The sequence below is a fragment of the Streptomyces sp. NPDC001056 genome, assembly GCF_053598955.1.
Map to the genome: position 1 here is coordinate 446,009 of NZ_JBSFLI010000002.1, position 26,118 is coordinate 472,126.

21 protein-coding genes and 1 pseudogene are annotated in these 26,118 nt (G+C 72.1%); 17 read left to right on the plus strand and 5 right to left on the minus strand.

Translation table 11 applies throughout. The features are described from left to right. Position 1: 1 nt before the first annotated feature. On the plus strand, positions 2 to 2,545 hold the full coding sequence (locus ACWDD7_RS04570) for a DUF4118 domain-containing protein (RefSeq protein WP_450456330.1): 2,544 nt from the start codon (positions 2 to 4) through the stop codon (positions 2,543 to 2,545). A 5-nt stretch (positions 2,546 to 2,550) separates the two neighbouring features. On the opposite strand, the gene ACWDD7_RS04575 is transcribed toward ACWDD7_RS04570, so the two are convergent. After that, positions 2,551 to 3,117 (minus strand): universal stress protein, encoded by a 567-nt coding sequence (locus ACWDD7_RS04575; protein WP_450456332.1) that lies wholly within the window; start codon positions 3,115 to 3,117, stop codon positions 2,551 to 2,553. A 320-nt stretch (positions 3,118 to 3,437) separates the two neighbouring features. On the opposite strand from ACWDD7_RS04575, the gene ACWDD7_RS04580 reads away from it, so the two are divergent. The 7 genes from ACWDD7_RS04580 (at position 3,438) to ACWDD7_RS04610 (ending at position 9,087) form a co-directional block, all read left to right on the plus strand. Beyond that, positions 3,438 to 3,764 (plus strand): SAV_915 family protein, encoded by a 327-nt coding sequence (locus ACWDD7_RS04580; RefSeq protein WP_450456334.1) that lies wholly within the window; start codon positions 3,438 to 3,440, stop codon positions 3,762 to 3,764. Positions 3,765 to 3,778: 14 nt separating this feature from the next. After that, positions 3,779 to 5,107, plus strand: a complete 1,329-nt coding sequence (lysA, locus tag ACWDD7_RS04585; protein ID WP_450456335.1) for a diaminopimelate decarboxylase — start codon at positions 3,779 to 3,781, stop codon at positions 5,105 to 5,107. 171 nt (positions 5,108 to 5,278) lie between these two features. Beyond that, complete coding sequence (locus ACWDD7_RS04590; protein WP_450456336.1) at positions 5,279 to 5,488, plus strand: hypothetical protein; 210 nt, start codon at positions 5,279 to 5,281, stop codon at positions 5,486 to 5,488. A gap of 344 nt (positions 5,489 to 5,832) precedes the next feature. Beyond that, a complete protein-coding gene (gene pcaDC, locus ACWDD7_RS04595; protein WP_392211836.1) occupies positions 5,833 to 7,128 on the plus strand; it encodes a bifunctional 3-oxoadipate enol-lactonase/4-carboxymuconolactone decarboxylase PcaDC in 1,296 nt (431 codons plus the stop codon). A 68-nt stretch (positions 7,129 to 7,196) separates the two neighbouring features. Next, positions 7,197 to 7,832: an MBL fold metallo-hydrolase gene (locus tag ACWDD7_RS04600; RefSeq protein WP_392211837.1), complete on the plus strand. Its 636-nt coding sequence runs from the start codon at positions 7,197 to 7,199 to the stop codon at positions 7,830 to 7,832. 46 nt (positions 7,833 to 7,878) lie between these two features. Beyond that, positions 7,879 to 8,658, plus strand: a complete 780-nt coding sequence (locus ACWDD7_RS04605) for an exodeoxyribonuclease III (RefSeq protein WP_450456337.1) — start codon at positions 7,879 to 7,881, stop codon at positions 8,656 to 8,658. A gap of 15 nt (positions 8,659 to 8,673) precedes the next feature. Further along, positions 8,674 to 9,087, plus strand: a complete 414-nt coding sequence (locus tag ACWDD7_RS04610) for a DUF6278 family protein (RefSeq protein ID WP_351881431.1) — start codon at positions 8,674 to 8,676, stop codon at positions 9,085 to 9,087. 594 nt (positions 9,088 to 9,681) lie between these two features. Here the strand turns inward: ACWDD7_RS04610 and ACWDD7_RS04615 are convergent. Beyond that, the gene (locus ACWDD7_RS04615) at positions 9,682 to 10,422 is read right to left on the minus strand and encodes a hypothetical protein (protein WP_450456338.1); all 741 of its coding nucleotides are present in this window, start codon (positions 10,420 to 10,422) and stop codon (positions 9,682 to 9,684) included. Between the two features lie 142 nt (positions 10,423 to 10,564). On the opposite strand from ACWDD7_RS04615, the gene ggt reads away from it, so the two are divergent. After that, positions 10,565 to 12,370, plus strand: coding sequence for a gamma-glutamyltransferase (gene ggt, locus ACWDD7_RS04620; protein ID WP_450456339.1), 1,806 nt, complete (start codon positions 10,565 to 10,567; stop codon positions 12,368 to 12,370). 62 nt (positions 12,371 to 12,432) lie between these two features. Here the strand turns inward: ggt and ACWDD7_RS04625 are convergent, their stop codons facing one another. After that, entirely contained in the window at positions 12,433 to 14,985 is a 2,553-nt protein-coding gene (locus ACWDD7_RS04625; protein WP_450456340.1) for an ATP-dependent Clp protease ATP-binding subunit, read from the minus strand. A 223-nt stretch (positions 14,986 to 15,208) separates the two neighbouring features. Then, positions 15,209 to 15,985 carry a type I methionyl aminopeptidase gene (gene map, locus ACWDD7_RS04630; protein WP_351878955.1) on the minus strand — a complete coding sequence of 259 codons (777 nt, stop codon included), beginning with the start codon at positions 15,983 to 15,985 and terminating at the stop codon, positions 15,209 to 15,211. 79 nt (positions 15,986 to 16,064) lie between these two features. On the opposite strand from map, the gene ACWDD7_RS04635 reads away from it, so the two are divergent. The 8 genes from ACWDD7_RS04635 to ACWDD7_RS04670 all read left to right on the plus strand — a co-directional run bounded on the left by ACWDD7_RS04635 (position 16,065) and on the right by ACWDD7_RS04670 (position 25,486). After that, complete coding sequence (locus ACWDD7_RS04635; protein WP_450456341.1) at positions 16,065 to 16,316, plus strand: helix-turn-helix domain-containing protein; 252 nt, start codon at positions 16,065 to 16,067, stop codon at positions 16,314 to 16,316. A 151-nt stretch (positions 16,317 to 16,467) separates the two neighbouring features. Beyond that, the gene (locus ACWDD7_RS04640; RefSeq protein ID WP_450456342.1) at positions 16,468 to 17,310 is read left to right on the plus strand and encodes a nitrilase-related carbon-nitrogen hydrolase; all 843 of its coding nucleotides are present in this window, start codon (positions 16,468 to 16,470) and stop codon (positions 17,308 to 17,310) included. 29 nt (positions 17,311 to 17,339) lie between these two features. Continuing rightward, the gene (locus tag ACWDD7_RS04645) at positions 17,340 to 18,593 is read left to right on the plus strand and encodes an aspartate aminotransferase family protein (protein WP_450456358.1); all 1,254 of its coding nucleotides are present in this window, start codon (positions 17,340 to 17,342) and stop codon (positions 18,591 to 18,593) included. A gap of 59 nt (positions 18,594 to 18,652) precedes the next feature. Beyond that, positions 18,653 to 20,230, plus strand: a complete 1,578-nt coding sequence (locus ACWDD7_RS04650) for a PucR family transcriptional regulator (RefSeq protein WP_450456343.1) — start codon at positions 18,653 to 18,655, stop codon at positions 20,228 to 20,230. A 155-nt stretch (positions 20,231 to 20,385) separates the two neighbouring features. Further along, positions 20,386 to 21,228: a nitrilase-related carbon-nitrogen hydrolase gene (locus ACWDD7_RS04655; RefSeq protein WP_285552554.1), complete on the plus strand. Its 843-nt coding sequence runs from the start codon at positions 20,386 to 20,388 to the stop codon at positions 21,226 to 21,228. Positions 21,229 to 21,328: 100 nt separating this feature from the next. After that, positions 21,329 to 22,732: a dihydropyrimidinase gene (gene hydA / locus ACWDD7_RS04660; RefSeq protein WP_450456344.1), complete on the plus strand. Its 1,404-nt coding sequence runs from the start codon at positions 21,329 to 21,331 to the stop codon at positions 22,730 to 22,732. 11 nt (positions 22,733 to 22,743) lie between these two features. Continuing rightward, complete coding sequence (locus ACWDD7_RS04665) at positions 22,744 to 23,766, plus strand: TIGR03842 family LLM class F420-dependent oxidoreductase (protein ID WP_450456345.1); 1,023 nt, start codon at positions 22,744 to 22,746, stop codon at positions 23,764 to 23,766. A gap of 190 nt (positions 23,767 to 23,956) precedes the next feature. Continuing rightward, a complete protein-coding gene (locus ACWDD7_RS04670) occupies positions 23,957 to 25,486 on the plus strand; it encodes an NCS1 family nucleobase:cation symporter-1 (RefSeq protein ID WP_351878932.1) in 1,530 nt (509 codons plus the stop codon). Positions 25,487 to 25,513: 27 nt separating this feature from the next. On the opposite strand, the pseudogene ACWDD7_RS04675 reads toward ACWDD7_RS04670, so the two are convergent. Continuing rightward, positions 25,514 to 26,118: pseudogene (locus tag ACWDD7_RS04675) on the minus strand (hypothetical protein); the annotation flags it as partial.

Genomic DNA, 26,118 nt, shown 5'->3' on the forward strand with positions numbered 1-26,118 from the left:
CATGGCACGCGGCAAGCTCCGGATCTACCTTGGCGCGGCACCCGGCGTCGGCAAGACCTACGCCATGCTGTCGGAGGCACACCGACGTATCGAGCGGGGCACCGACTGCGTGGTCGCCTTCGTCGAACACCATCACCGGCCGCGCACCGAGGTGATGCTGCACGGCCTGGAGCAGGTGCCGCGCAGACAGCTGGAGTACCGAGGCTCCACGTTCGGCGAGATGGACGTCGACGCCGTCCTGCGTCGGGCGCCCGCCGTCGCCCTGGTGGACGAACTCGCCCACACCAACGTGCCCGGCTCCCGCAACGCCAAGCGCTGGCAGGACGTCGAGGAACTGCTCGCCGCCGGCATCGACGTGATCTCCACCGTCAACATCCAGCACCTGGAGTCGCTGGGCGACGTGGTCGAGTCGATTACCGGGGTGCGGCAGCGTGAGACGGTCCCGGACGAGGTGGTCCGGCGGGCCGACCAGATCGAGCTGGTCGACATGTCCCCCGAGGCCCTTCGCCGCCGTATGGCGCACGGGAACGTCTACAAGCCCGACAAGGTCGACGCGGCCCTGTCCAACTACTTCCGGCCCGGAAACCTGACCGCCCTGCGCGAGCTGGCCCTGCTGTGGGTGGCGGACCGGGTCGACGAGTACCTGACCGAGTACCGCAGCGAGCACCGTGTCTCGAAGATCTGGGGCTCCCGTGAGCGGATCGTCGTCGGGCTGACGGGCGGTCCCGAGGGGCGCACCCTGATCCGGCGCGCCGCGCGCCTCGCCGAGAAGGGCGCGGGCGGCGAGGTGCTGGCCGTCTACATATCCCGCAGCGACGGCCTCACTGCGGCCTCCCCGAAGGAACTGGCCGTACAGCGCACGTTGGTCGAGGACCTCGGTGGCACCTTCCACCATGTCGTCGGCGACGACATAGCGGCCGCCCTGCTCGACTTCGCCCGCGGCGTCAACGCCACCCAGATCGTGCTGGGCGTCTCGCGCCGCCGCAGCTGGCAGTACGTCTTCGGGCCCGGGGTCGGCGCCACGGTGGCCGTGGAGTCCGGTCCCGACCTCGACGTCCACCTCATCACGCACGACGAGGCGGGCAGGGGGCGTGGACTGCCGGTGGCGCACGGCGCCCGCCTCGGACGCTCCCGGGTCATCTGGGGCTGGGCCGTGGGAGTGCTCGGCCCCGCCGTGCTCACCTGGCTCCTCACCAGTGTCGTGCCCGATGTCGGGCTCGCCAACGACATGCTGCTGTTCCTGACGCTGACGGTGGCGGCGGCCCTGCTGGGCGGCCTCTTCCCCGCGCTGGCCTCCGCGGTGGTCGGCTCCCTGCTGCTCAACTGGTACTTCAGCCCGCCCGTCCACACCCTGACGATCGCCGACCCGAAGAACATCGTCGCCATCGCGATCTTCGTCGGGGTCGCCGTGTCCGTGGCCTCGGTCGTGGACCTCGCCGCCCGGCGCACCCACCAGGCCGCCCGGCTCCGCGCCGAGTCGGAGATCCTCTCCTTCCTCGCGGGCAACGTCCTGCGCGGTGAGACCACTCTGGAGGCGCTGCTGGAACGGGTCCGGGAAACCTTCGGCATGGAGTCGGTGGCCCTGTTGGAGCGGACCAGTGAGACGGAACCCTGGACCTGCGCCGGCAGTGTGGGACCGCAGCCCGCCGAGGTTCCGGAGGACGCGGACGTCGACGTCCCCGTCGGCGACCACATGGCCCTCTCCCTGCGCGGCCGCGTCCTGCCCGCCGCCGACCGCCGCGTGCTGGCCGCGTTCGCCGCACAGGCCGCCGTCGTCCTGGACCGCCAGCGGCTACAGCGCGAAGCCGACCGCGCCAAGGAACTGGCCGAGGGCAACCGCATCCGCACCGCCCTGCTCGCCGCCGTCAGCCACGACCTGCGCACTCCGCTCGCCGGCATCAAGGCCGCGGTCACCTCGCTCAGGTCGGACGATGTCGAGTGGTCCGAACAGGACCGGGCGGAGCTGCTGCAGGCCATCGAGGAGGGGGCCGACCGCCTCGATGGCCTCGTCGGCAACCTCCTCGACATGTCCCGCCTGCAGACCGGCACCGTCACCCCCATCATCCGCGAGAGCGACCTCGACGAGGTCGTGCCCATGGCGCTCGGCGGGGTGCCGGAGGACAGCGTGGACCTGGACATCCCCGAGACCCTGCCCATGGTGTGGGTCGACCGGGGCCTGCTGGAGCGGGCTGTCGCCAACGTCGTTGAGAACGCCGTCAAGCACAGTCCGCCGGGGGAGAGGGTGCTGGTGTTCGCGAGTGCCCTGGCCGACCGGGTCGAACTGCGGGTCGTGGACCGTGGGCCCGGTGTTCCGGACGAGGCCAAGGACCGCATCTTCGAGCCCTTCCAGCGGTACGGCGACTCGCCGCGCGGTGTCGGCGTCGGCCTCGGACTCGCCGTCGCCCGCGGCTTCGCCGAGGCCGTCGGCGGCACCCTGCACGCCGAGGACACCCCCGGAGGCGGGCTCACCATGGTGCTCGCCGTACCGACGGCCCCGGCACCGCGTCCGGAGCAGCCGGACCTGCCCGCCACCGCTGCCCCCTGAGGAGATCAGGCGTCGGGCGGCACGGTCTCGAACGCCCGCTGCAGGCGCCCGGTGTCCAGCGACAGCCGCAAGGCGTTCCGCCGGCGCACGGCTGCCAGCACTGCCTGCAGCGGTGACGGCGGCACCGCGAGAACGGGGCACGTGGCGCGGGCGAGGCAGTAGCGGCTGACCGACGGCCACAGCGCCCGGTGCAGTCGGCCACGCCTGCCGGCACCGACCACGAGGATGTCGTCCTCCCCGCCGGCTGTCCGTACCAGAGCGGGCCCGGGGGCGCCTCGTACGACGTGCGCCTGCCCGGCCACCCCGGTGTCCGTGCTGCCGAACACGTCATACAGCGCCTTGAGCAACCGCTCCCGCGCCAGCCGGTCCCACTCCTCGACCATGACGGTAGCGGCAGGGAACCTCCGGGCGGCAGCATCCCCGCCGGGCGGCTCCCAGGCCAGCACCGGCCAGAGCTCCGCCCCTCGGCGCCGGGCCTCGTCGGCCGCGCGGACCAAGGCGGTGAGACTGCCCGGTGAACCGCTCACTCCCACCACGAAACGAGCTGCTGCGGACGGACGGGACTCGGACATCGCTTTCACCGTTCTGCACGCGTCGGCCCTGGCTTCCGGGCCGGCGATTCTTCTCGGAAACGTTTCCCATCCCACCTCTGCCCGAGGCTTTCGAACAGTCCGTACGCCAGTTCCTGGCACCCTTCTGACGGCCCTTTCCACGCTCTCTCCCCAGCGGCGTCAGCATCCCGTCAAGGTCGCCCGAATTACTGTCAGCGTCCCATCAGGGCACGTCCGGAACCCGGGAGCACCGGGCATAGCGTCGAGGGCGAGCCCCGGTCCGCCTCCCCGCGTCCGGGGCACCCCAGACCCCACACTCCCTGCCTTCTTGGAGGCACCCCATGGCAGGACTCCACTACGGCGAAGACCCCGAGCCCTCCGATCCGTCCCCGGCCGGACCCCTCTACGTCCCGGTCCGGCCGGGCCCCTCCGGCTGTGCGGCCCGGCTCTTCCGCACCCCGCTCGGCGACCGCACGGCCGTCGGCTTCACCTCCGCACTCCGCCTGACCACCACCCTCGGCGCCGACCAGGCGTGGATCCGCCTCGCCGAGCCCGCACTGCGGGCGCTGGCGGCTCCGCTCGGTGTCACCACCGTCACGGTGGACCCGCAGCTCACCGCCCCGGCCCCAAGGCCGATGCCCGCGCCGGCACCGGCGTTCGCCACCTGAAAGGGGAGGCCACGATGACCACGGTTCACGAACCCGTCACTGCATTGGCTGAGTTGGCGGTATGGCCCGCGTCCGCCACCGAGCCCCGCCCGGGCGACCTCGCCGTGGGCGGCGTACCGCTCGCCGAGGTCGCCGACCGCTTCGGCACCCCCGTCTACGTCCTGGACGAGGCCGAGGTCCGCGACCGCTGCCGCACCTACCGGGACGCCTTCCCCGACGCCGACATCGTGTACGCGGCCAAGGCGTTCCTGTGCCGGGCCATGGCCCACTGGACGGACGAGGAGGGCCTCGGCCTCGACGTCTGCTCCGCCGGTGAACTGGAACTCGCCGTCACCACCGGCTTTCCGGCCGAGCGGATCGTGGTGCACGGCAACGCCAAGTCGCCGCGCGACCTGGACACCGCGCTGCGCCTCGGCGTCGGCCGGATCGTGATCGACAGCCCCTCGGAGATCGCGAGGCTGGCCGCCGCCGTCGGGCCGGACGGGCACCAGAAGGTGATGGTGCGTGTGGTGCCCGGAATCAACGCGGGCGGTCACGAGAAGATCCGCACCGGAACGGACGACCAGAAGTTCGGCCTGTCGATCGCGGACGGCTATGCCCAGCACGCCATCGCCCGCATCCTCGACCAGCCCCAGCTGGAACTCACCGGCCTGCACTGCCACCTCGGCTCTCAGATCACGAGTGTCAAGCCGTACCTCGTGGCCGTGCGCCGCCTGGTCGGCCTGATGGCCCGCCTGCACGAGCAGCACGGACTGGTCCTGCCCGAACTCGACCTCGGCGGTGGCCACGGCATCGCCTACCGCCCCGGTGAGCCCGCCCTGGACCTGACGGCGCTGGCCCGCAAGGTCCGCGCGGAACTCGCCGACGCCTGCACGGCGGCCGGACTGCCCGTTCCCCGGATGATCATCGAGCCGGGACGGGCGATCGTCGGACCCGCCGGGATCGCCGTCTACCGCGTCCTGTCCGTGAAGCACACCGCCGAGCACGTGTTCGTGGCCGTCGACGGCGGAATGAGCGACAACCCGCGCCCGGCCCTGTACGGCGTCCGGTACATGCCGCGTCTGATCGGCCGGCACGGCACGGCGGACCGCGCCCGGCTCACCGTGGTCGGCCGGCACTGCGAGGCGGGCGACGTTCTGGCCGCCGACGCGGATCTCCCTGCCGACGTACGCCCCGGAGACCTGCTCGCCGTCCCCGTGGCCGGCGCCTACCACCTGTCCATGGCCTCCGGCTACAACCTGGTCGGCCGTCCGCCGGTGGTGGCCGTCCGCGACGGATCCGCCCGCCTCCTCGTACGCCGCGAATCCCTGGAGGACATCCGCAGCCGTGACGTCGGCCTGTAGCCCCGGACGGCTTCCGGGCGGGCCGGGCGAACCGGCGATCCCGCGCTGTGTTGCTTCGCTTCGAAGCTATGCCTGTGCGTCCACTCGTGCAGTCGGCTGTTTCTGCGCTGGCTCCTCCGCCACCGCTCCGGTCTTCCACTGCGAGGGAGTTGGGGGCCTCTGGTGATCGGATTGAAGATCCCGGAGATCTACTGGGACGGCGAGAACGCCGTGCACCTCCTTGCCGACAACGGTGTGCCGGATCACATCCTCGCCCGGTGGGCCGGGCACGCGACCGTGAAGACCACGAAGAAGTGGTACGTGAGGCCAGACGGGGAAGACCTCCGCGAAGCCGCCACCACATGGGATGGCCCGCACGGTGAGGTGAACGGTCGCGCGTGAGGCCGGCGGCGTATCCCAAGGGGTGGTTATCAGGTGCTGACCGGAGTGGACAGAACGGTTTCCCGCTACGTCGTCCCGACCTTCGGGACGGTGCCACCCGCTTTGCTGCAAACTCAGCACGGCTGGCAGCTGTGCTGAGGAAGGAAGCAGCGCGTCGACGTGAGGACCGGGCGAGAGCGCGGCCAGCAGGCCACGCTGCGTCAGGGGCGCGCGTGCACGCTGAGAGGCTCACACTCGATCGACGAGGCCGTCGGCAGTGCCCGACGAGTCGAGCCGCGGATGCATCGGGTCACAGGATTCCCCCGGCCGTGTGAGATTTCGTGAGACGTGAGAGGGTCTGGGGCGTGAGTGAGACACCCCCGAACACCCTGCAATACCGCTTTGACGGGCCAGAAGACGCTCCGGTCCTGATCCTGGGTCCCTCACTGGGTACCACATGGCACATGTGGGACCGGCAGGTCCCGGAGCTGGCCGAGCAGTGGCGGGTCTTCCGGTTCGACCTGCCCGGCCACGGCGGGGCGCCCGCCCATCCGGCCGGTTCCGTGGCGGAGCTGAGCGCCCGCCTGCTGGCGACCCTGGACTCGCTGGGCGTGCAGCGCTTCGGCTACGCGGGCTGTGCGCTGGGCGGCGCGATCGGCATCGAGCTGGCGCTGCGGCACCCGGAGCGGGTGGCCTCGCTCGCGCTGGTGGCGGCCTCGCCCCGGTTCGGCACGGCGGACGAGTTCCGGCAGCGCGGAGTGATCGTACGCACCAACGGTCTCGACCCGATCGCGCGGACCTCCCCCGACCGCTGGTTCACCGGCGGGTTCGCGGCGGCGCAGCCCGCGATCACGGAGTGGGCGGTGCAGATGGTGCGCACCACGGACCCCGGCTGCTACATCGCGTCCTGCGAGGCCCTCGCCGCGTTCGACGTGCGGGCCGAGCTGGGGCGGGTGGGCGTGCCGACGCTGGTCCTGGTCGGCTCCGAGGACCAGGTCACCGGCCCGGCCGAGGCCCGCACGCTGGTCGCGGGCATCCCGGACGCGCGGCTCGCGGTCGTCCCGGGCGCCTCGCACCTGGTGCCGGTCGAGCAGCCGGCGGCCGTGACCGACCTGCTGGTCCACCACTTCTCGACCGCCTGGCAGCAGCCGTACGACACCGGGCAGATCGCGCTGCCGGGCGCCTCGGGCACGGCGCCGCTGCCGGTGGTGCCGCCGCAGGCGGTGGTCCCGGTCGCGGAGATCGCGCCCGCCGCGGTGACGGAGCCGCTCGCGGACCGCGCGGACCGGTACGACACCGGGCTCAAGATCCGGCGGGAGGTGCTCGGCGACGCGCACGTGGACCAGGAGCTGGCCGGGGCGGACCGGTTCTCCGAGGACTTCCAGGAGTTCGTCACCCGCTACGCCTGGGGCGAGATCTGGGACCGGCCGGGCCTGGACCGCCGCACCCGCAGCTGTGTCACGCTCACCGCGCTGATCGCCGGCGGCCACCTGGAGGAACTCGCCTCCCACACCCGCGCCGCCCTCCGCAACGGCCTCACCCCCGACGAGATCCGCGAGATCCTCCTCCACACCTCCCTCTACTGCGGTCTCCCCGCGGCGGGCAGCGCCTTCCGGATCGCCCAGCAGATCATCCAGGAGGAGACGACCCCGGCGGAGTGAGGGGCGGCCCACGGCGGCCGCCCCCGTCCCCACGCGTCCCACCACCCCCTCCGGCAGGATGGTGAGCCATGAAGCTCACCAAGAAGTCCCATGCCTGTGTCCGGGTCGAGAAGGACGGGCAGGTGCTCGTCATCGATCCCGGAGGGTTCAGCGAGCAGGACGCCGCGCTCGGGGCGGACGCGATCCTCGTGACGCACGAGCACGCGGACCACTTCGACGAGCCCCGGCTGCGGGCGGCGATGGAGGGCAACCCGGCCGCACGGATCTGGACGCTGCGGTCCGTCGCGGAGCGGATCGCAGCGGCCTTCCCCGGGCGCGTGCACACCGTCGGGCACGGTGACACCTTCACCGCCGCCGGCTTCGAGGTGCAGGTGCACGGCGAGCTGCACGCCGTGATCCACCCGGACATCCCGCGCATCACCAACGTCGGGTACCTGCTCGACGGCGGAAAGGTCTTCCACCCCGGTGACGCCCTCACGGTTCCGGACCAGCCCGTGGAGACGCTGATGCTCCCCGTCATGGCACCCTGGAACAAGATCGCCGAGGTGATCGACTACGTCCGCGAGGTGCGCCCGCGGCGCGCCTACGACATCCACGACGCCCTGCTCACCGACCTGGCCCGGCCGATCTACGACCACCAGATCGGCGCGCTGGGCGGCACCGACCACCAGCGGCTCGCCCCAGGGGTGTCCGCCCAGGTCTGAGGCGGGCGGGACCGGGTTGTCGTACCCGCCGGGTAGGTTGTGGGACATGCGCATCGCGACCTGGAACGTGAACTCGATCACCGCCCGCCTCCCGCGCCTGCTGGCCTGGCTGGAGAGCAGCGGCACCGACGTGCTCTGCCTCCAGGAGGCCAAGGTCGCCGAGGAGCAGTTCCCCGCCGAGCCGCTGCGCGAGCTGGGCTACGAGGCCGCCGTGCACGCCACCGGCCGGTGGAACGGCGTGGCGGTGCTCTCCCGCGTCGGCCTGGCGGACGTGGTCAAGGGGCTGCCCGGCGACCCCGGGTACGAGGGCGCGACCGAGCCCCGCGCCATCTCCGCCACCTGCGGCCCCGTCCGCGTCTGGTCGGTGTACGTGCCCAACGGCCGCGAGGTGGGCCACCCGCACTACGCCTACAAGCTCCAGTGGTTCGAGGCCCTGCGCGCCGCCGTCCTCGGCGACGCGCAGGGCAGCCGCCCCTTCGCCGTCCTCGGCGACTACAACGTGGCGCCGACCGACGACGACGTCTACGACACGGCCGCCTTCGAGGGCGCCACCCACGTCACCCCCGCCGAGCGCGCCGCCCTCACCTCCCTGCGCGAGGCGGGCCTCAGCGACGTCGTCCCGCGCCCGCTCAAGTACGAGCACCCCTTCACCTACTGGGACTACCGCCAGCTCTGCTTCCCCAAGAACCGCGGCATGCGCATCGACCTGGTGTACGGCAACGCGCCCTTCGCCAAGGCCGTCAAGGACGCCTACGTGGACCGCGAGGAGCGCAAGGGCAAGGGCGCCTCCGATCACGCGCCCGTGGTGGTCGACCTCGACGTGTGATGCCACGCTGGGTCCATGAACCCTCCGTTCCTGGGCCCACGGCACAAGAAGCACCCCGCGCTGCCCGCCGACCCCGAGTCGGTCGCCGCGCTGCTGTCCGAGTGCGAGCTGCTGCGCGCCCAGGCGCTCCGGGGCGGCGTCCGCCTGGACGACTCCCCGGCCTCCCTGGAGGCCCTGGACCAGATGGTCCCGCGCTGGCGCGACGACGCCGAGACGCTGACCTCGCTGGGCCATGACGCCGGGCTGTACCTCGGCACCGTCGTGGTGCGCACCGTACCCGGCGCGGTCTGGCGGATCAGCGCCGGCGGCGAGCCCGTCCTGCGGCTCGCCTCCGGCCGCGAGGTGGAGGTCGTGGACGCCGGGCGCCAGTGGGCCGCGACCGGCGTGCCCGAGCTGTCCCAGCTGTACGGGGAGATCGCCGAGGTCTGAACCCGGCACCACCTGTCCCGTCTCCCCAACGCGGCCTTAAATACGGCTAATGCCGGAAAGGTGCGTGTCGCCCCTCGACTCCCCGGCCGGCTGGATAGTTTGCGGCAACCACCACCCAGCGGAGAGTGGAGTAGGGCTGCGTATGGCCGTCGATCCGTTGATCGAACCGAGGAACGGCGACTGGAAGAAGGCGTACCAGGCAACGCGCACCGGCCGGTTCACCCGGCGCCCCGTCGGTCCCCGTCCGTCACACCCCCTCGCGGCCCGCCCGTTACCCGGGTTCGCGGGAACGTCCGGCACCTGGCCCCGGCGGCAGCCCGAGGGCCCTACCATCATGCCGGGATCCCCGGCTCCCGACGTCTCGACTACGATGGTGCGTTCCGCCCCGTGGTGAGGTGATCAAGCCGCGCCGCACCGGGACGGAGGCACTGCCGCCGGACGGGTACCCCATGGTTCCCGCGCCGTGAGAGGGGCGGCAGTTCACACGGGCCAGGCTCGTCCGGCGGCAGCCGGAGATCACTGCTCGCACGGGCGAGGAGAAGGTCAGCTGCGCCGGACGAGTTGCGCTCGACGGTCCGTCACCGCCGCCCGGCGTCAAGCGGTCCCGGCGGTCTCCGGCTCCGGCATCGGACTGCGCGCCGCCCGGGTCACGTCCGCCACCAGCTCCACCACGTCCGGCCCGTACGCGGCCGAGTTGAGGACCTTCAGCAGCAGTACGAAGGTGTCGTCGCGGTACGTGCGGGCCAGCCGCTCGTGATGGCGGGCCAGATAGCGGGTCGCGGCCTGGTTGGTGATCGCGCTCTGGCCGCAGAACAGGAACACCGGGCGTGCCCGGTCCCCGGTGGTGACCCGCGCGAGCAGCACATGCTCCGACAGACCCCGCTCCATCGTGTAGTGCTCCCCGCCGATCCGGAAGGCGGACCGCTCGGCGGCCGGTTCGGGCTCGGTGTTGACCCGCAGGCCCGGCAGCATCGCGGACAGGTGCGCGGCCATACGGCGGTTCGACGCAGGCCCGCCCACACAGAACTCGGTGCGCTCGCCGAAGCCCTGACGGACCGCGTCCTGCGTGACCACCTCGGCGTGCGCCCCGCACTCCTTGATGAGCGCGGACAGCTCCAGCAGCGCGAACACGTCGTAGCGGTGCACCGCGGGTTCGGTCGCGGCCGGGTCGCGGTTGACGACGAGCAGTGACTCCGCGTGCTCCGGCAGCCCGAAGAACGCCTGCTTGCGCCGGAGTTTGCGGCGCCACAGATACGTACGGGCGAGCCAGCCGAGCGAGGCGGAGATGGCGGTGGCCACCAGCCCCAGGACGATGTTGCGCACGTCGTCGTTCATGGCCGCGCATGCTAGCGGGCCGAGACGCCCCGGGCGTACCGGTGTTCGAACTGTGACGGTCGTGTGGCAGGGGACCGAGGCGTACTGTCGTTGGTGTGACAATCTGGCTACGCTGCGCTGACTGTCCCGACGGGAGGTACGGATGGGTCGTCCAGGCATGCGGAGGCTGGCGGTTCTGACGGTGGTCTCGGCCGCCGTGATGACGGTGGGGGCCGCGGCGCCACCCGCCCCGCAGACGAGCGAACCGGCCGGCAAGACACCGGTGGCCGTGGGCTACGGCGGTGCCGTCGCCAGCGTCGACAAGGACGCCACCGCAGCCGGCATCGAGGTACTCAGGCACGGCGGCAACGCGGTGGACGCCGCCGTCGCCACCGCCGCCGCGCTCGGCGTCACCGAGCCCTACTCGTCCGGCATCGGCGGGGGCGGCTACTTCGTCTACTACGACGCGAGGACGCGCACGGTCCACACCATCGACGGCCGCGAGACGGCACCGCAGTCCGCCGACTCCGGCCTGTTCGTGGAGAACGGCAAGCCGCTCTCCTTCAACGACGCGGTCAGCAGCGGCCTCAGCGTCGGCACCCCGGGCACGCCCGCCACCTGGCAGACGGCCCTCGACCAGTGGGGCAGCCGGACGCTCGGCAGCGTCCTGAAGCCCGCCGAGCGCCTCGCCCGCGACGGCTTCACCGTGGACGACACCTTCCGCTCGCAGACCGCCGCCAACGAGACGCGGTTCCGCTACTTCCCGGACACCGCCGCGCTGTTCCTGCCCGGCGGCAAGCTGCCCGCCGTCGGATCCACCTTCAAGAACCCCGAACTCGCCCGCACCTACGAGGAGCTGGCGAGGAAGGGCATGGGCGCGATCTACCGGGGCGACATAGGCGACGACATCGTCGACACGGTCGAGCACCCGCGCGTGGACCCGGCGTCCGGCTGGAACGCCCGCCCCGGCAAGCTCGCCGAGAAGGACCTCGCCGTCTACCGCGCCAAGGCGCAGGCGCCCACCAGGACGTCGTACCGCGGGCTGAACGTGTACTCCATCGCCCCGTCCTCCTCGGGCGGCACCACGGTCGGCGAGGCGCTCAACATCCTGGAGAACTCCGACCTGTCCAAGATGAGCGAGGCGCAGTACCTGCACCACTTCATCGAGGCCAGCCGGATCGCGTTCGCCGACCGCGGCCGCTGGGTCGGCGACCCCGCCTTCGAGGACGTCCCCACCGGTCAGCTGCTGTCGCAGCGGTTCGCGGACTCGCGGGCCTGCCTGATCAAGGACGACGCGGTCCTCACCAGCCCGCTCGCCCCCGGCGACCCGTACCACCCGAAGGACTGCGACCGGGGCGGCGAGGCGGCCCCGACGACGTACGAGGGCCAGAACACCACCCATCTGACGGTGGCCGACAAGTGGGGCGACGTCGTCTCGTACACGCTCACCATCGAGCAGACCGGCGGCAGCGCGATGACCGTGCCCGGCCGGGGCTTCCTGCTCAACAACGAGCTGACGGACTTCTCCTTCACCCCGGCGAGCCCGTCGGTGCCCGACCCGAACCTGCCCGGTCCGGGCAAGCGCCCGCGCTCCTCGATCTCGCCGACGATCGTCCTCGACGCCCACAACCGGCCCGTGGTGGCGCTGGGTTCGCCCGGCGGCGCGACCATCATCACCACCGTGCTGCAGACCCTCACCGAGTTCCTCGACCGGCGGCTGCCGCTGGTCGACGCCATCGCCGCGCCCCGCGCCAGCCAGCGCAACGCGGCCCGGACGGACCTGGAACCGGCCCTGTACGACAGCTCGTTGAGGTCCCAGCTGGAGGCCATCGGCCACCACTTCACCCTCAACCCGGAGATCGGCGCCGCGACCGGTGTGCAGCGGCTGCCCGACGGCAGGTGGCTGGCCGCGGCCGAGAAGGTACGACGCGGCGGCGGCTCGGCGATGGTCGTGGACCCGGCCCCGTAGGACCCGCGGACACGACGAAGGCGCCGGAGACGGTTCGTCCCCGGCGCCTTCGCACACGGTTCTCACGCCCGCCGCGGTCCCGCGGCGGCCGCCGGCTGCTCGGGCGTCCGGAACTCCAGCCGCCCGTCCCTGACGTCCACCGTGACCCGGTCGCCCTCGGAGATCGTGCCGTTCAGCAGCAGCCGCGACAGCCGGTTGTCCACCTCGCGCTGGATGGTGCGGCGCAACGGCCGGGCGCCGTACTCCGGTTGGTAGCCGCGCTCGGCGATCCAGTCGACCGCCGCGTCCGTGAACTCCACGCCCACGCCCTGGCCGTCCAGCAGCCGCCGGGTGCTCTCCAGCAACAGGTGGGTGATGCGCCGCAGTTGCTCGCCGGTGAGCTGCCGGAAGACCACGATCTCGTCGATGCGGTTGAGGAACTCGGGCCGGAAGTGCTCGCGCAGCGGACGCAGGATCTGCTCGCGCCGGGCCTCCTCGTCGGCCTCCGCGCCGCCCGGCCCGAACCCGATCCCGGCACCGCGCCGGGTGATCGCCTCGGAGCCGAGGTTGCTGGTCATCACGATGACCGTGTTGGTGAAGTCCACGGTGCGGCCCTGGGAGTCGGTGAGCCGGCCGTCGTCCAGCACCTGGAGCAGGATGTTGAAGACGTCCGGGTGTGCCTTCTCCACCTCGTCGAGCAGGAGCAGCGAGTACGGGTGCCGGCGCACCACCTCGGTGAGCTGGCCGGCCTCCTCGTGGCCGACGTAGCCGGGCGGGGCGCCGACCAGCCGGGAGACGGTGTGCCGCTCCTGGTACTCGCTCATGTCCAGGCGGACCATGCGGTCCTCGCTGCCGAACAGCGCCTCGGCGAGCGCGCGGGCCAGCTCGGTCTTGCCGACACCGGTCGGACCGAGGAAGAGGAAGCTGCCGATCGGGCGCCTCGGGCTGCCGAGCCCGGCGCGCGAGCGCAGCACCGCCTCGGCCACCACGGCGACGGCCTCCTCCTGGCCGACGACCCGCTGGTGGAGGTGTTCCTCCAGGCCGAGCAGCCGTTCCTTCTCCTCCTGGGTGAGCCGGCTGACCGGGATGCCGGTCTGCCGGGAGACCACCTCGGCGATGGACTCCGCCGTCACCTCCAGCTGGCCCTCGTCGGCCTGCTCGCCCCCGGACGCCTCGCTGATGCGCCCCTTCAGCTCCGCGATCCGGTCGCGCAGATGCTTGGCCTCTTCGTAGTCCTCGTCGGCGACCGCCTGGTCCTTGTCCCGGACCAGCTGGTCCAGCTCGCGCTCCATCGTGCGCACGTCGGTGCCCTTGGTGCGGGCACCGAGCCGGACCCGGGCGCCCGCCTGGTCGATCAGGTCGATCGCCTTGTCCGGCAGCCGCCGGTCGGTGAGGTACCGGTCGGACAGCTCCACGGCGGCGACGAGCGCCTCGTCGGTGTAGCGGACCTGGTGGTGGGCCTCGTAGCGGTCGCGCAGCCCGCGGAGGATCTCGATCGTGTCCTGCGCGGTCGGCTCGGGCACCAGGACCGGCTGGAAGCGGCGGGCCAGCGCCGCGTCCTTCTCGATCCGGCGGAACTCCTCCAGGGTGGTCGCGCCCACGATGTGCAGCTCGCCCCGGGCGAGCGCGGGCTTGAGGATGTTGCCCGCGTCCAGCGAGCCGCCCTCGCCGCCGGAGCCCGCGCCGACGACGGTGTGCAGCTCGTCGATGAACACGATCAGCCGGTCGGAGTTGGCGCGGATCTCCTCCACGATGTTGTTCAGGCGTTCCTCGAAGTCGCCCCGGTAGCGGGTGCCGGCCACCACTGCGGTCAGGTCGAGGGCGACCACCCGCCGCCCGGCCAGCTGGTCCGGCACGTCGCCGTCGGCGATCCGCTGCGCGAGCCCCTCCACGATGGCCGTCTTGCCGACGCCCGCGTCGCCGATCAGCACCGGGTTGTTCTTGCCGCGCCGGGACAGCACCTCGATGGTCTGCTCGATCTCGGTGTCCCGCCCGATCACCGGGTCGATCCGGCCCTGCCCGGCCAGGTCGGTCAGGTCGCGGCCGTACTTGTCCAGCGTGGGCGTGGTGGTGGGCCGCTGCCGCTCCACGCGCACCGGGGTGCCCTCCGGTGCCTCCGGCGGCAGCGCGCCGGCCGAGAACCGGGCCGCGTGCAGGATGTGCCCCGCCGCCGAGTCCGGGTTCGCGGCCAGCGCGCTGAGCACGTGCTCCGGGCCGATGTACCCCGCGCCGCTGGAGCGCGCCATGTCGTGCGCGTCCAGCAGGGCCCGCTTCACGGCGGGCGTCAGGGACAGCGAGGTCGGCGCCGGGATCTCGCCCGGCGGGTGCTGCGCCGGGCCCGCCCGGCCGTCGATCTCCGTCGCGAGCGAGTCCGGATCGGCCCCCGCCCGGGTCAGCAGGCTCCGGGTGGGCTCGGTGGCCGCGGCCGCGCGCAGCAGGTGCTGGGTGTCCAGGTCCCGGCTGCCGTGCTCGGCCGCGTACTGTGCCGCCCCTTTGACCAGCTCCCGGGCCGGCTGGCTCAGCAGCCGGCCGATGTCGATGTGCCGGGGGCCGGGCGTGCCGGTACCTCCGGCGGCGCCGCTGAAGAAGCGGGCGAGGAATTCGCCGAAGGGGTCAGGAGGGTAGCCGTGGGTCATGGCGTTGCGTTCCTTCGCTGACGGTGGCTCCGCCGGGTAACCGGGGTGGGGCTGCTCATGCCCACGATGGCATGAAGTGTGGGCGTGGGCATGTTCGCCCAAGCGGGGGGCGGGCGCGCCGGGGCGGCGGAGTGCGGTCCGTGGTGGGGCGGCGGTGTGCGGGTCCGTGGTGGGCGGCCGCGCCCACGCGGCGGAGCCGCACACCGATACGCCTCCGCACCCCTCAGGCCGTCTCCCTCGCCGTCAGGATCCGGGGACCGCTCTCCGTGATCGCCACCGTGTGTTCCACGTGGGCGGCGCGGGAGCCGTCGTTCGTGCGCAGGGTCCAGCCGTCGGGGGCGGGGTGGTAGTCGTCGCGGCCGCCCGCGATCAGCATCGGCTCGATGGCGAGGACCAGGCCGGGGCGCAGCGGGAGGCCGCGGCCGGGCCGGCCCTCGTTGGGGACGCCGGGGTCCTCGTGCATACGGCGGCCGATGCCGTGGCCGCCGAAGTCCTGCGGGACGCCGTAGCCGGCCGCACGGCACACCCGGCCGACGGCGTGCGCGATGTCGCCGATGCGGTTGCCCACCACGGCCGCCTCGATGCCGGCCGCCAGCGCCCGCTCCGCGGTGTCGATCAGCCGGACGTCCGCCGGGCGCGGGCGGCCCACCGTGAAGCTGATCGCCGAGTCGCCGGCCCAGCCGTCCAGCAGCGCCCCGCAGTCGATGGAGACCAGGTCGCCGTCGCGCAGCCGGTACCCGTTGGGGACGCCGTGCACGATCGCGTCGTTGACCGAGGCGCAGATCACCGCGGGAAAGGGGGTCGGGGCGAAGGAGGGCCGGTACCCGAGGAACGGCGAGGAGGCCCCCGCCGCCCGCAGCACCTCCCGCGCCACCTCGTCGAGGTCCAGCAGGGAGACCCCGACCCCCGCGGCCTCCCGTACGGCACTCAGGGCCCGGCCGACGACCTGGCCCGCGGCATGCATCGCGTCGATCGACGCGTCCGTCTTCAGTTCCACCATGGCCAATTACTATACCGGTATTTGAATTGGGTGCACGCGTGTGGGCGGTATTTGAATGGGGAGCGGGCACAATGGACGCATGGTGCGCACCCCCCTCACTCCCGAAGAGCACGAGCGCGGTGAGCGGCTCGGGCGGCTGCTGCGCGAGGCGCGCGGCGACCGGAGCATGGCCGACGTCGCCGCCGCGGCGGGCGTCTCGGCCGAGACCCTGCGCAAGATCGAGACGGGGCGCGCCCCGACCCCGGCGTTCTTCACGGTGGCCGCGCTGGCCGGCGTACTGGGCCTGTCGATGGACGAGCTGGCGACGCACTGCACCCCGGCGGCCGTCTAGCAGGCCCGGGGCCCCGGCTCACCCACCGGAGTGTGAATCGGCGGGTTGGCGGCGATGGTCTTGGCAAGGCGCCTCGGGAGGCTTACGTTCGTGCCTCTACGGTCTGCTCTACGGGCGTAGAGGCTCTGACGTCGTGTCGAAGGAGCACCTCATGGCCAACGTCGTCCGCGCCGCGCTGGTCCAGGCCACCTGGACCGGCGACACCGGGTCCATGGTGGCGAAACACGAGGAGCACGCCCGCGAGGCGGCCCGGCGGGGCGCGCGGATCATCGGGTTCCAGGAGCTGTTCAACGCCCCCTACTTCTGCCAGGTCCAGGACAAGGAACACTTCCGGTGGGCCGAGCCCGTGCCCGACGGGCCGACCGTGCGGCGGATGAGGGACCTCGCGCGGGAGACCGGCATGGTGATCGTCGCGCCGGTGTTCGAGATCGAGCAGCCCGGGTTCTACTACAACACCGCCGCCGTGATCGACGCCGACGGCAGCTACCTCGGCAAGTACCGCAAGCACCACATCCCCCAGATCGAGGGCTTCTGGGAGAAGTACTACTTCCGCCCCGGCAACCTCGGCTGGCCCGTCTTCGACACCGCCGTCGGCAAGGTCGGCGTCTCCATCTGCTACGACCGCCACTTCCCGGAGGGCTGGCGGCAACTCGGGCTCAACGGAGCCAGGTTGGTCTACAACCCCTCCGCCACCCACCGGGGCCTGTCCGCCCACCTGTGGCAGCTGGAGCAGCCCGCCGCGGCCGTGGCCAACGAGTACTTCGTCGCCGCCATCAACCGGGTGGGGCAGGAGGAGTACGGGGACGACGACTTCTACGGGACGTCGTACTTCGTGGACCCCACGGGCCGGTTCGTCGGCGACGTCGCGGGCGACAAGGCCGAGGAACTCCTCGTCCGCGACCTGGACTTCGCACTCATCGACGACGTACGGCAGCAGTGGGCCTTCTACCGCGACCGCCGTCCCGACGCCTACGAAGGGCTGGTGCAGCCGTGAGCGACCTCTACTCCCGCCACCGCAGGGTGATGCCCGACTGGCTCGCCCTCTACTACGACGACCCGATCGAGATCACCCACGGCGAGGGCCGCCACGTCTGGGACTCCGACGGCAACCGCTACCTGGACTTCTTCGGCGGCATCCTCACCACGATGACCGCGCACGCGCTGCCCGAGGTCACCAAGGCGGTCAGCGAGCAGGCCGGACGCATCCTGCACTCCTCGACCCTCTACCTCAACCGCCCGATGGTCGAACTCGCCGAGCGCGTCGCCCAGGTGAGCGGTATCCCCGACGCCCGCGTCTTCTTCACCACCTCCGGCACCGAGGCCAACGACACCGCGCTGCTGCTCGCCACCACGTACCGGCGCACCAACAGCGTCCTGGCCATGCGCAACAGCTACCACGGCCGCTCCTTCTCCACCGTCGGCGTCACCGGCAACCGCGGCTGGTCCCCGACGTCCCTGTCCCCGCTGGGGACCCTGTACGTGCACGGCGGCGTCCGCACCCGGGGACCCTTCGCCCACCTCGACGACCGCGCCTTCATCGACGCCTGTGTCGCCGACCTGAAGGACGTCCTCGGCCACACCCGGCCCCCGGCCGCGCTGATCGCCGAACCCATCCAGGGCGTCGGCGGGTTCACCTCCCCGCCCGACGGCCTGTACGCCGCCTTCCGCGAGGTGCTGAACGCCCACGGCATCCTGTGGATCTCCGACGAGGTGCAGACCGGCTGGGGCCGCACCGGCGACCACTTCTGGGGCTGGCAGGCGCACGCCCGCAGCGGCCCCCCGGACATCGTCACCTTCGCCAAGGGCCTCGGCAACGGCGCCTCCATCGGCGGGGTCATCGCCCGCGCCGAGATCATGAACTGCCTGGACGCCAACAGCATCTCCACCTTCGGCGGCACCCAGCTCACCATGGCGGCCGGCCTCGCCAACCTCGCCTACCTCCTCGACCACGACCTCCAGGGCAACGCCCGCCGGGTCGGCGGCCTGCTCATCGAGCGGCTGCGCGCCGTCACCGCCCAGCTGCCCGGGGTACGGGAGATCCGCGGGCGCGGCCTGATGATCGGCATCGAGCTGGCGAAACCGGACACCGGAGAGGCCGACCCGCAGGCGGCCGCCACCGTCCTGGAGGCGGCCCGCGCGGGCGGCCTGCTCATCGGCAAGGGCGGCGGCCACGACACCAGCGCCCTGCGTGTCGCCCCGCCGCTGTCGCTGACCGTCGCGGAGGCCGAGGAGGGCGCCGCCATCCTGGAGGACGCGCTCCGGAGCGCTTACTCGTAACAAACACGTACTACACCAAGGGGACACCTGGCACTGCCGAGCACCAAGGGGATACGGCCATGACCACCACCTCCGAGTCCCGTCCCGCGGCCCCGCCGGAACCCGCCCTCTCCGTGCGCCAGGTGCTGACGCTGGAGCGGGTGCTCGCCGGGGAGCCGGAGGTGGTGGCCGGTGCCGGCGGTCTCGACCGGCCGGTGCGCTGGGTGCACGTCGCCGAGGCCGCCGACGTGGGCGTGATGCTCACCGGCGGCGAGATGGTGCTCACCACCGGCGTGCTCCTCGCCGGTGACGAGGCCAAGCAGGCCGATTACGTCCAGTCCCTGCACCGCGCCGAGGCCGCCGCCGTGGTCCTCGGCCTCGGGCGGGCCTTTCCCGCGCCGCCCGAGGTGATGTGCCGCGCCGCCGAGCGCTGCGGACTGCCCCTGGTCGTGCTGCACCGCCCGTTCCCCTTCGCGGAGTTGACCGAGGAGGTGCAGTCACGGCTGGTACGGCGCAAGTTCGCGGCCGTCAGCCTGTCGGAGGCGGTACGCACCGATCTCACCGCGCTGATCACGGCCGGCGCCCCGCTCCAGCGGCTCCTCGACGAGGTCGCCCGGCACAGCGCCTGCCCGGTCGTCCTCACCAACCTCGCCCACCGCGTCCTCGCCACGGCGGGGGAGCGCTCCGCCGTGGACGACGTGCTGCGCGACTGGGAGCGCGTCGCCCGGCAGGCCGGCGGCGGCGCCCTCGACGCCTGGGTCCGCGCCGAACTCGGCGGCCGCGGCGAGCTCTGGGGCCGGCTGCTGCTGTGCGGCTACCGGGGCGAGGCGGCCACCGGACGGCTGCTCGCCGACCGGGCCGCCGAGGCGCTGGTCCTGCACCGCATGCTCGGCGGCTCCGCGCTGAGCTGGGAGGAGCAGTCCGCGCAGAGCCTGCTGACCGACCTCGTCTCCGGCGTCGTACCGGCCCGCCAGCTGCTGCCCCGCGCCCGCGCCGCCGGGCTGCCGGTCAATCTGCGCACCTTCGTGCCGCTCGTCGTGCCCGACGCCGAACCGGCCGTGCTGGACCGGCTGTTGCGCGTGCTGGGCCTGTCCGGGCTTGCCGCCGAGCTGGCCGACGGGGTCACCGCGGTCCTGCTCAGCCTTCCGCGCGATCGGCCCGCCGACGCCCTCACCACGCTCTTCGCGGCCCGGCTGCGCGAGGCTACCGGGCAGCCCGCCGCGGTGGTCGCCGCCGCCGACCCGCGCACCGTCTGGGACGAGGTTCCCGCCGGACTGCGCGAGGCCCGCCATGTCGCCGAGGCCGTCGCCGGCTCCTCCACGGCCCTCGGGCTGCCCGTCGTCGTACGCCTCAAGGACGTCCATCTGCGGGGCCTTGTACGGCTGTTGCGTGACGACCCGCATGTGCAGGCCTTCACGGAGCGGGAGCTGGACGGGCTGCTGCGGGCGCCCGAACCCGAACTGCTCGGCGTGCTGCGCACCTATCTGGCCACCGGTCGCAACAAATCCCGCACCGCCCGGCTGCACCACGTCTCGCGGCCCGCGCTCTACCGCCGTCTGGAGGCCATACAGGGCCGCCTCGGCGTCGACCTGGACGACTTCGAACAGGCCGCCTCCGTGCACATCGCGCTGCTCGCGCATGACGCGCAACAACGCTGAAACCTGCGATCACCTGGGAAAACGGCGGTGAAACATGGGCCCGCGCAGACATGACACGGTGGCACGCGAAGGGCCCGGGGACGTGACACGCTGCCCGTCGAAGCCCGCCCGCCCGCTTCCTAGGCTCACCGCACACCCAGCTACCGGAGGTCCCGATGAGCCGAGTGATCCGTGCCGCCCTCTTCCAGACCGCCTGGACCGGCGACAAGGAATCCATGATCCAGGTCCACGAGCAGGCGGTCCGCGACGCGGCCGCGCAGGGCGCCCAAGTCCTGTGCTTCCAGGAGCTGTTCTACGGCCCCTACTTCTGCCAGGTCCAGGACAAGGCGTTCTACGACTACGCCGAGCGGATTCCCGAGGGCCCGACCGTCCAGCGCTTCCAGTCCCTCGCCCGCGCGCTGGGCATCGTCCTGATCCTGCCGATGTACGAGGAGGAACAGCCGGGCGTCCTCTACAACACCGCCGCCGTGATCGACGCCGACGGCACCTATCTGGGCAAGTACCGCAAGACCCACATCCCCCAGGTCCAGGGATTCTGGGAGAAGTTCTACTTCCGTCCCGGCAACAGCGGCTGGCCCGTCTTCGACACGGCGGTCGGCCGGATCGGCGTCTACATCTGCTACGACCGCCACTTCCCGGAGGGCTGGCGGGCGCTCGGCCTCGCGGGCGCCGAGATCGTCTTCAACCCCTCGGCCACCTCCCGCGGCCTGTCCAAGTACCTGTGGCAGCTGGAGCAGCCCGCGGCGGCCGTCGCCAACGAGTACTTCGTCGGCGCGATCAACCGGGTCGGCGTGGAGGACCTGGGCGAGAACGACTTCTACGGCACGACCTACTTCGTGGACCCCGAGGCCCAGTTCGTCGGCGAGGTCGCGAGCGACAAGGAGACCGAACTGGTCGTCCGCGACCTGGACCTCGCCAAACTCCGCGAGGTCCGCGACCGCTGGCAGTTCTACCGGGACCGGGCTCCGGGCGCGTACGGCCCGCTGACGGCTCCGTAGAAGCGTCCCGAAGGAGCGCGGGACCGTATTCGATCCGCGGCTGCGCCGCGCGGGCGCGACCAGCCACGACTCACCCGCAGCCGACCACGAGAGAGGACCAATGACCGGCCGAAAAATCATCCGCGGCGGTCTCGTCATCACCGCGTCCGACGAGATCCACGCCGACGTCCTCATCGAGGACGGCCGCATCGCCGCCCTCGCGGCATCCGCCACCCCCGCAGCGGAAGCGCTCACCGCCGACCACGTCATCGACGCCACCGGGAAGTACGTCATCCCCGGCGGCGTCGACGGCCACACCCACATGGAGATGCCCTTCGGCGGCACCTACGCCTCCGACACCTTCGAGACCGGCACCCGCGCCGCCGCCTGGGGCGGTACGACCACGATCGTGGACTTCGCCGTCCAGAGCGTCGGCCACACCCTGCGCGAGGGCCTGGACGCCTGGCACCAGAAGGCGGAGGGCAACTGCGCGATCGACTACGCCTTCCACATGATCGTCTCCGATGTGAACGAGGAGACGCTGAAGGAGATGGATCTGCTCGTGGAGGAGGGCGTGACCTCCTTCAAGCAGTTCATGGCCTACCCCGGGGTCTTCTACTCCGACGACGGCCGGATCCTGCGCGCCATGCAGCGCGCCGCCGGGAACGGCGGGCTGATCATGATGCACGCCGAGAACGGCATCGCCATCGACGTCCTGGTCGAACAGGCCCTCGCCCGCGGCGAGCGGGACCCGCGCTACCACGGCGAGGTCCGCAAGGCACTGCTGGAGGCCGAGGCCACCCACCGCGCCATCCGGCTCGCCCAGGTCGCCGGCGCGCCGCTGTACGTCGTGCACGTCTCGGCTGCCGAGGCGCTCGCCGAGCTGGCGCGGGCCCGCGACGACGGTCTCGACGTGTTCGGCGAGACCTGTCCGCAGTACCTGTTCCTGTCCACCGACAACCTCGCCGAGCCCGGCTTCGAGGGCGCCAAGTACGTGTGCTCGACGCCCCTGCGGCCCAAGGAGCACCAGGCGGCGCTCTGGCGGGGCCTGCGCACCAACGACCTCCAGGTGGTCTCCACCGACCACTGCCCCTTCTGCTTCAGCGGCCAGAAGGAGCTGGGCCGGGGCGACTTCTCCAAGATCCCCAACGGGATGCCGGGCGTGGAGAACCGGATGGACCTCCTGCACCAGGCGGTCGTCGACGGGCACATCTCCCGCCGCCGCTGGATCGAGATCGCCTGCGCCACCCCGGCGCGGATGTTCGGCATGTACCCGAAGAAGGGCACCATCGCCCCGGGCGCCGACGCCGACGTGGTGATCTACGACCCGGGCGCCTCGCAGGTGATCTCCGCCGAGACGCACCACATGAACGTCGACTACTCGGCGTACGAGGGCCGGCGGATCACCGGCCGGGTGGAGACGGTCCTCTCGCGCGGCGAGACCGTCATCGACCGGCGGAAGTACACCGGGCACGCCGGGCACGGCGTCTACACCCCGCGCTCCACCTGCCAGTACCTCGACTAGGAGCAGCGCCCATGGACTTCGGACTCGTCCTGCAGACCGACCCGCCGGCCTCCCGCGTCATCGAGCTCATGCAACGGGCCGAACGCAACGGCTTCCGCTACGGCTGGACCTTCGACTCCGCCGTGCTGTGGCAGGAACCGTTCGTGATCTACAGCCAGATCCTCGCGCGGACAGAGCGGCTGACGGTCGGGCCGATGGTCACCAACCCGTCCACCCGCACCCCGGAGGTCACCGCCTCCACCTTCGCCACCCTCAACGACATGTTCGGCAACCGCACCGTGTGCGGCATCGGCCGCGGCGACTCCGCGATGCGGGTCGCGGGCCGCCGACCCAACACCCTCGCGCGCATCAGCGAGGCCATGAAGGTGATCCGCGCCCTCGGCCGGGGCGACTCCGCCGACCTGGGCGGCGGCACGGTCGTCAGGTTCCCCTGGGTGCGCCCCGGCGCCCGGCTCCCCGTCTGGATGGCCGCGTACGGCCCCAGGGCGCTGAAGATGACCGGCGAGGAGGCCGACGGCTTCATCCTCCAGCTGGCCGACCTCTACCTCACCGAGTACATGGTGAAGGCCGTCAAGGACGCGGCGCGGGCGGCGGGCCGGGACCCCGGCGAGGTCACCGTCTGCGTGGCCGCCCCGGCGTACGTCACCGCCGACGACTCGCCCGAGGCGCTCGCCCACGCCCGCGACCAGTGCCGCTGGTTCGGCGGCATGGTCGGCAACCACGTGGCCGACCTGGTCGCCAAGTACGGCGAGCACTCCGCGCAGATCCCGGAGGAACTCACCGACTACATCAAGGCCCGCCAGGGCTACGACTACGCCCACCACGGGCGCAGCGGCAACCCCGACACCGAGTTCGTGCCCGACGAGATCGTGGACCGGTTCTGCCTCATCGGCCCGGCCGAGCGGCACATCGAGAAACTGGACGCGCTCCGTGCCCTGGGCGTCGACCAGTTCGCCGTGTACGACATGCACGATGCGCAGGAGGCCACCATCGACGCCTACGGCACGCGGGTGATCCCGGCCGTCGGGTCCTGACCTCCAGGCCCGCCGTCCCCTCCTCCGCTCCTTCTTCCGGTTCCCTCCTCCGGTTCCCTCCTCCGGTCCCCTCGGGGGTCCACCCCAACCCCCCACCCCCTGGTCACCCCTCCCCGCCCTCCCCGCGGGGAGGGGCTGGTGCCCGCACGGCCTTCGCCGACCCACCTCATCTCCCGATTGGGGCCCGCCCATGACCGACACCGCTCCCTCGCACATACCACCGCCGACCCAGGTCACCCTCGCCGACGGCCGGGTGGAGATCGCCCCCGGCGCGCCGCGGCCCAGCGGCCGCTACGCCAACGAGGACCTGCTGCCGGTACCGGCCGCCCGGCGCACATGGACGACGTACAACTTCTCCGCGCTGTGGGTCGGCATGGCCCACAACACCGCCTCCTGGACGCTGGCCTCCGGTCTGATCGCCGTCGGCATGGACTGGAAGCAGGCGGTGTTCACCATCGCCGTCGCCAACCTGGTCGTCCTGGTGCCGATGCTGCTGACCGGGCACGCGGGACCGAAGTACGGCATCCCCTTCCCCGTCTTCGCCCGCGCCTCCTTCGGCGTGCGCGGCGCCAACCTCCCCGCCGTCGTACGGGCGTTGGTGGCCTGCGGCTGGTTCGGCATCCAGACCTGGATCGGCGGCGAGGCCATCTACTTCCTCGCCGGGAAACTGATCGGCGACGGCTGGTCGGACGCGGCCCGCATCGGCGGCTACGCCTGGACGATGTGGCTGTCGTTCGCCCTTTTCTGGGCGCTCCAAGTGGCCATCATCCACCGGGGCATGGACACCATCCGCCGCTTCGAGAACTGGGCCGCGCCGTTCGTGCTGGTCGGCGCGTTCGTGATGCTGTGGTGGATGGCGTCCAGGGCGGGCGGCGTCGGGCCGCTGTTCGACCAGCCGTCCAGGCTCGGCTGGGGCGGGCAGTTCTGGAAGCTGTTCTGGCCGTCCCTGATGGGCATGATCGGCTTCTGGTCCACGCTGTCCCTGAACATCCCGGACTTCACCCGCTACGGCCGCAGCCAGAAGGCCCAGACCTGGGGCCAGGCGCTCGGCCTGCCCACCACGATGACGCTCTTCGCCTTCCTGTCCGTCCTGGTCACCTCCGGTTCGCAGGCGGTCTACGGCAAGCCCGTCTGGGACCCGGTGCAGCTGGCCGCGAAGACCGACAACGTGGTCGGCCTGCTCTACGCCCTGGTCACGGTCCTGGTGGCGACCCTCTCGGTGAACATCGCCGCCAACCTGGTCTCCCCGGCCTTCGACTTCTCCAACGTGGCGCCCAGCAAGGTGAGTTTCCGCGCCGGCGCGCTCATCACGGCGGTGCTCGCGGTGCTGATCTTCCCGTGGAAGCTGTACTCCGACCCGCAGGGCTACATCTTCACCTGGCTCGGCCTGGTCGGCGGGCTGCTGGGCACCGTCGCGGGCATCCTCGTCGCCGACTACTGGATCGTGCGCCGCACCCGGCTGGACCTCGCCGACCTGTACCGCACCGGTGGCCGGTACTGGTACACGGGCGGCTGGAACTGGCGGGCGGTCCTCGCCTTCCTCGTCGGCGGTGTCCTCGCGATCGGCGGCGCCGGCCTCAAGCCGCTGTACGACGGCCGCCCGATCCCGGCCCTCGCGCCGCTCGCCGACTACGGCTGGGCGGTGGGCCTGGGTACCTCGCTGGTGCTCTACCTCGTGCTGACCCTGCCGACGGGCGGCCGGGAGCGGGCCACGGCCTGAGCCGCGCCTCGGGGGCGGGCGAAACGATCAGCCGGACCCGGACCCGGACCCGGACCCGGGTCCGGACCGCCCGCCCCCGAGCCCCCCGACCGCCGACCGTGCCACCTTGATAGCGCCCTTGTTGATCTCGTCCGTCCCCGGCGCCTTCTTGGTGTCGAAGTCGCTGCCGCTGTACGTCACCACCACGACGGCGTTGGAGACGCGGGCTATCACCACGCCCTCGCGGGTCTGCTGCTTGTCCTCGGTGGAGAGGTTGACCACGGAGTACGCGCTGTCCCCGAGCCCTGGCACCGTGCCGCCGCCGGTCTTCTTGCTCACCTGCTGCTGGAACTCCTGCTTCGCCTCCTGCTCGGAGCCGCTGATCTCGTAGGAGACGTCGAGCCAGTGGTACGCGTAGCCGTGCAGGGCGTTCCAGGAGCAGGTGCGGCGCACCTTCGGGTCGGTCGAGGGGATCTCCTTGCCGGCCGGCTTCGCGCCGGGCACCAGGTCCTTGACGGTCGAGGCGGGCACGGCGGAGCAGGGGGAGGGCGCGGTGGAGTCTCGACGCCTTCGCCACGCGAGGCGCCCTCGGCACCCGAAGCGCCCTCGACGCCCGCCCCGTGCTCAGCCTTCGGCGCGTGCTCAGCCTTCGC

Bases quoted from the DNA above. Each gene is read 5' to 3' on its own strand.
- ACWDD7_RS04570 (WP_450456330.1), top strand. From the start codon at position 2: ATGGCACGCGGCAAGCTCCGGATCTACCTTGGCGCGGCACCCGGCGTC.
- ACWDD7_RS04575 (WP_450456332.1), bottom strand. From the start codon at position 3,117: ATGTCCGAGTCCCGTCCGTCCGCAGCAGCTCGTTTCGTGGTGGGAGTG.
- ACWDD7_RS04580 (WP_450456334.1), top strand. From the start codon at position 3,438: ATGGCAGGACTCCACTACGGCGAAGACCCCGAGCCCTCCGATCCGTCC.
- lysA (WP_450456335.1), top strand. From the start codon at position 3,779: ATGACCACGGTTCACGAACCCGTCACTGCATTGGCTGAGTTGGCGGTA.
- ACWDD7_RS04600 (WP_392211837.1), top strand. From the start codon at position 7,197: ATGAAGCTCACCAAGAAGTCCCATGCCTGTGTCCGGGTCGAGAAGGAC.
- ACWDD7_RS04605 (WP_450456337.1), top strand. From the start codon at position 7,879: ATGCGCATCGCGACCTGGAACGTGAACTCGATCACCGCCCGCCTCCCG.
- ACWDD7_RS04610 (WP_351881431.1), top strand. From the start codon at position 8,674: ATGAACCCTCCGTTCCTGGGCCCACGGCACAAGAAGCACCCCGCGCTG.
- ACWDD7_RS04615 (WP_450456338.1), bottom strand. From the start codon at position 10,422: ATGAACGACGACGTGCGCAACATCGTCCTGGGGCTGGTGGCCACCGCC.
- ggt (WP_450456339.1), top strand. From the start codon at position 10,565: ATGGGTCGTCCAGGCATGCGGAGGCTGGCGGTTCTGACGGTGGTCTCG.
- ACWDD7_RS04625 (WP_450456340.1), bottom strand. From the start codon at position 14,985: ATGACCCACGGCTACCCTCCTGACCCCTTCGGCGAATTCCTCGCCCGC.
- map (WP_351878955.1), bottom strand. From the start codon at position 15,985: ATGGTGGAACTGAAGACGGACGCGTCGATCGACGCGATGCATGCCGCG.
- ACWDD7_RS04635 (WP_450456341.1), top strand. From the start codon at position 16,065: ATGGTGCGCACCCCCCTCACTCCCGAAGAGCACGAGCGCGGTGAGCGG.
- ACWDD7_RS04640 (WP_450456342.1), top strand. From the start codon at position 16,468: ATGGCCAACGTCGTCCGCGCCGCGCTGGTCCAGGCCACCTGGACCGGC.
- ACWDD7_RS04645 (WP_450456358.1), top strand. From the start codon at position 17,340: ATGCCCGACTGGCTCGCCCTCTACTACGACGACCCGATCGAGATCACC.
- ACWDD7_RS04650 (WP_450456343.1), top strand. From the start codon at position 18,653: ATGACCACCACCTCCGAGTCCCGTCCCGCGGCCCCGCCGGAACCCGCC.
- ACWDD7_RS04655 (WP_285552554.1), top strand. From the start codon at position 20,386: ATGAGCCGAGTGATCCGTGCCGCCCTCTTCCAGACCGCCTGGACCGGC.
- hydA (WP_450456344.1), top strand. From the start codon at position 21,329: ATGACCGGCCGAAAAATCATCCGCGGCGGTCTCGTCATCACCGCGTCC.
- ACWDD7_RS04665 (WP_450456345.1), top strand. From the start codon at position 22,744: ATGGACTTCGGACTCGTCCTGCAGACCGACCCGCCGGCCTCCCGCGTC.
- ACWDD7_RS04670 (WP_351878932.1), top strand. From the start codon at position 23,957: ATGACCGACACCGCTCCCTCGCACATACCACCGCCGACCCAGGTCACC.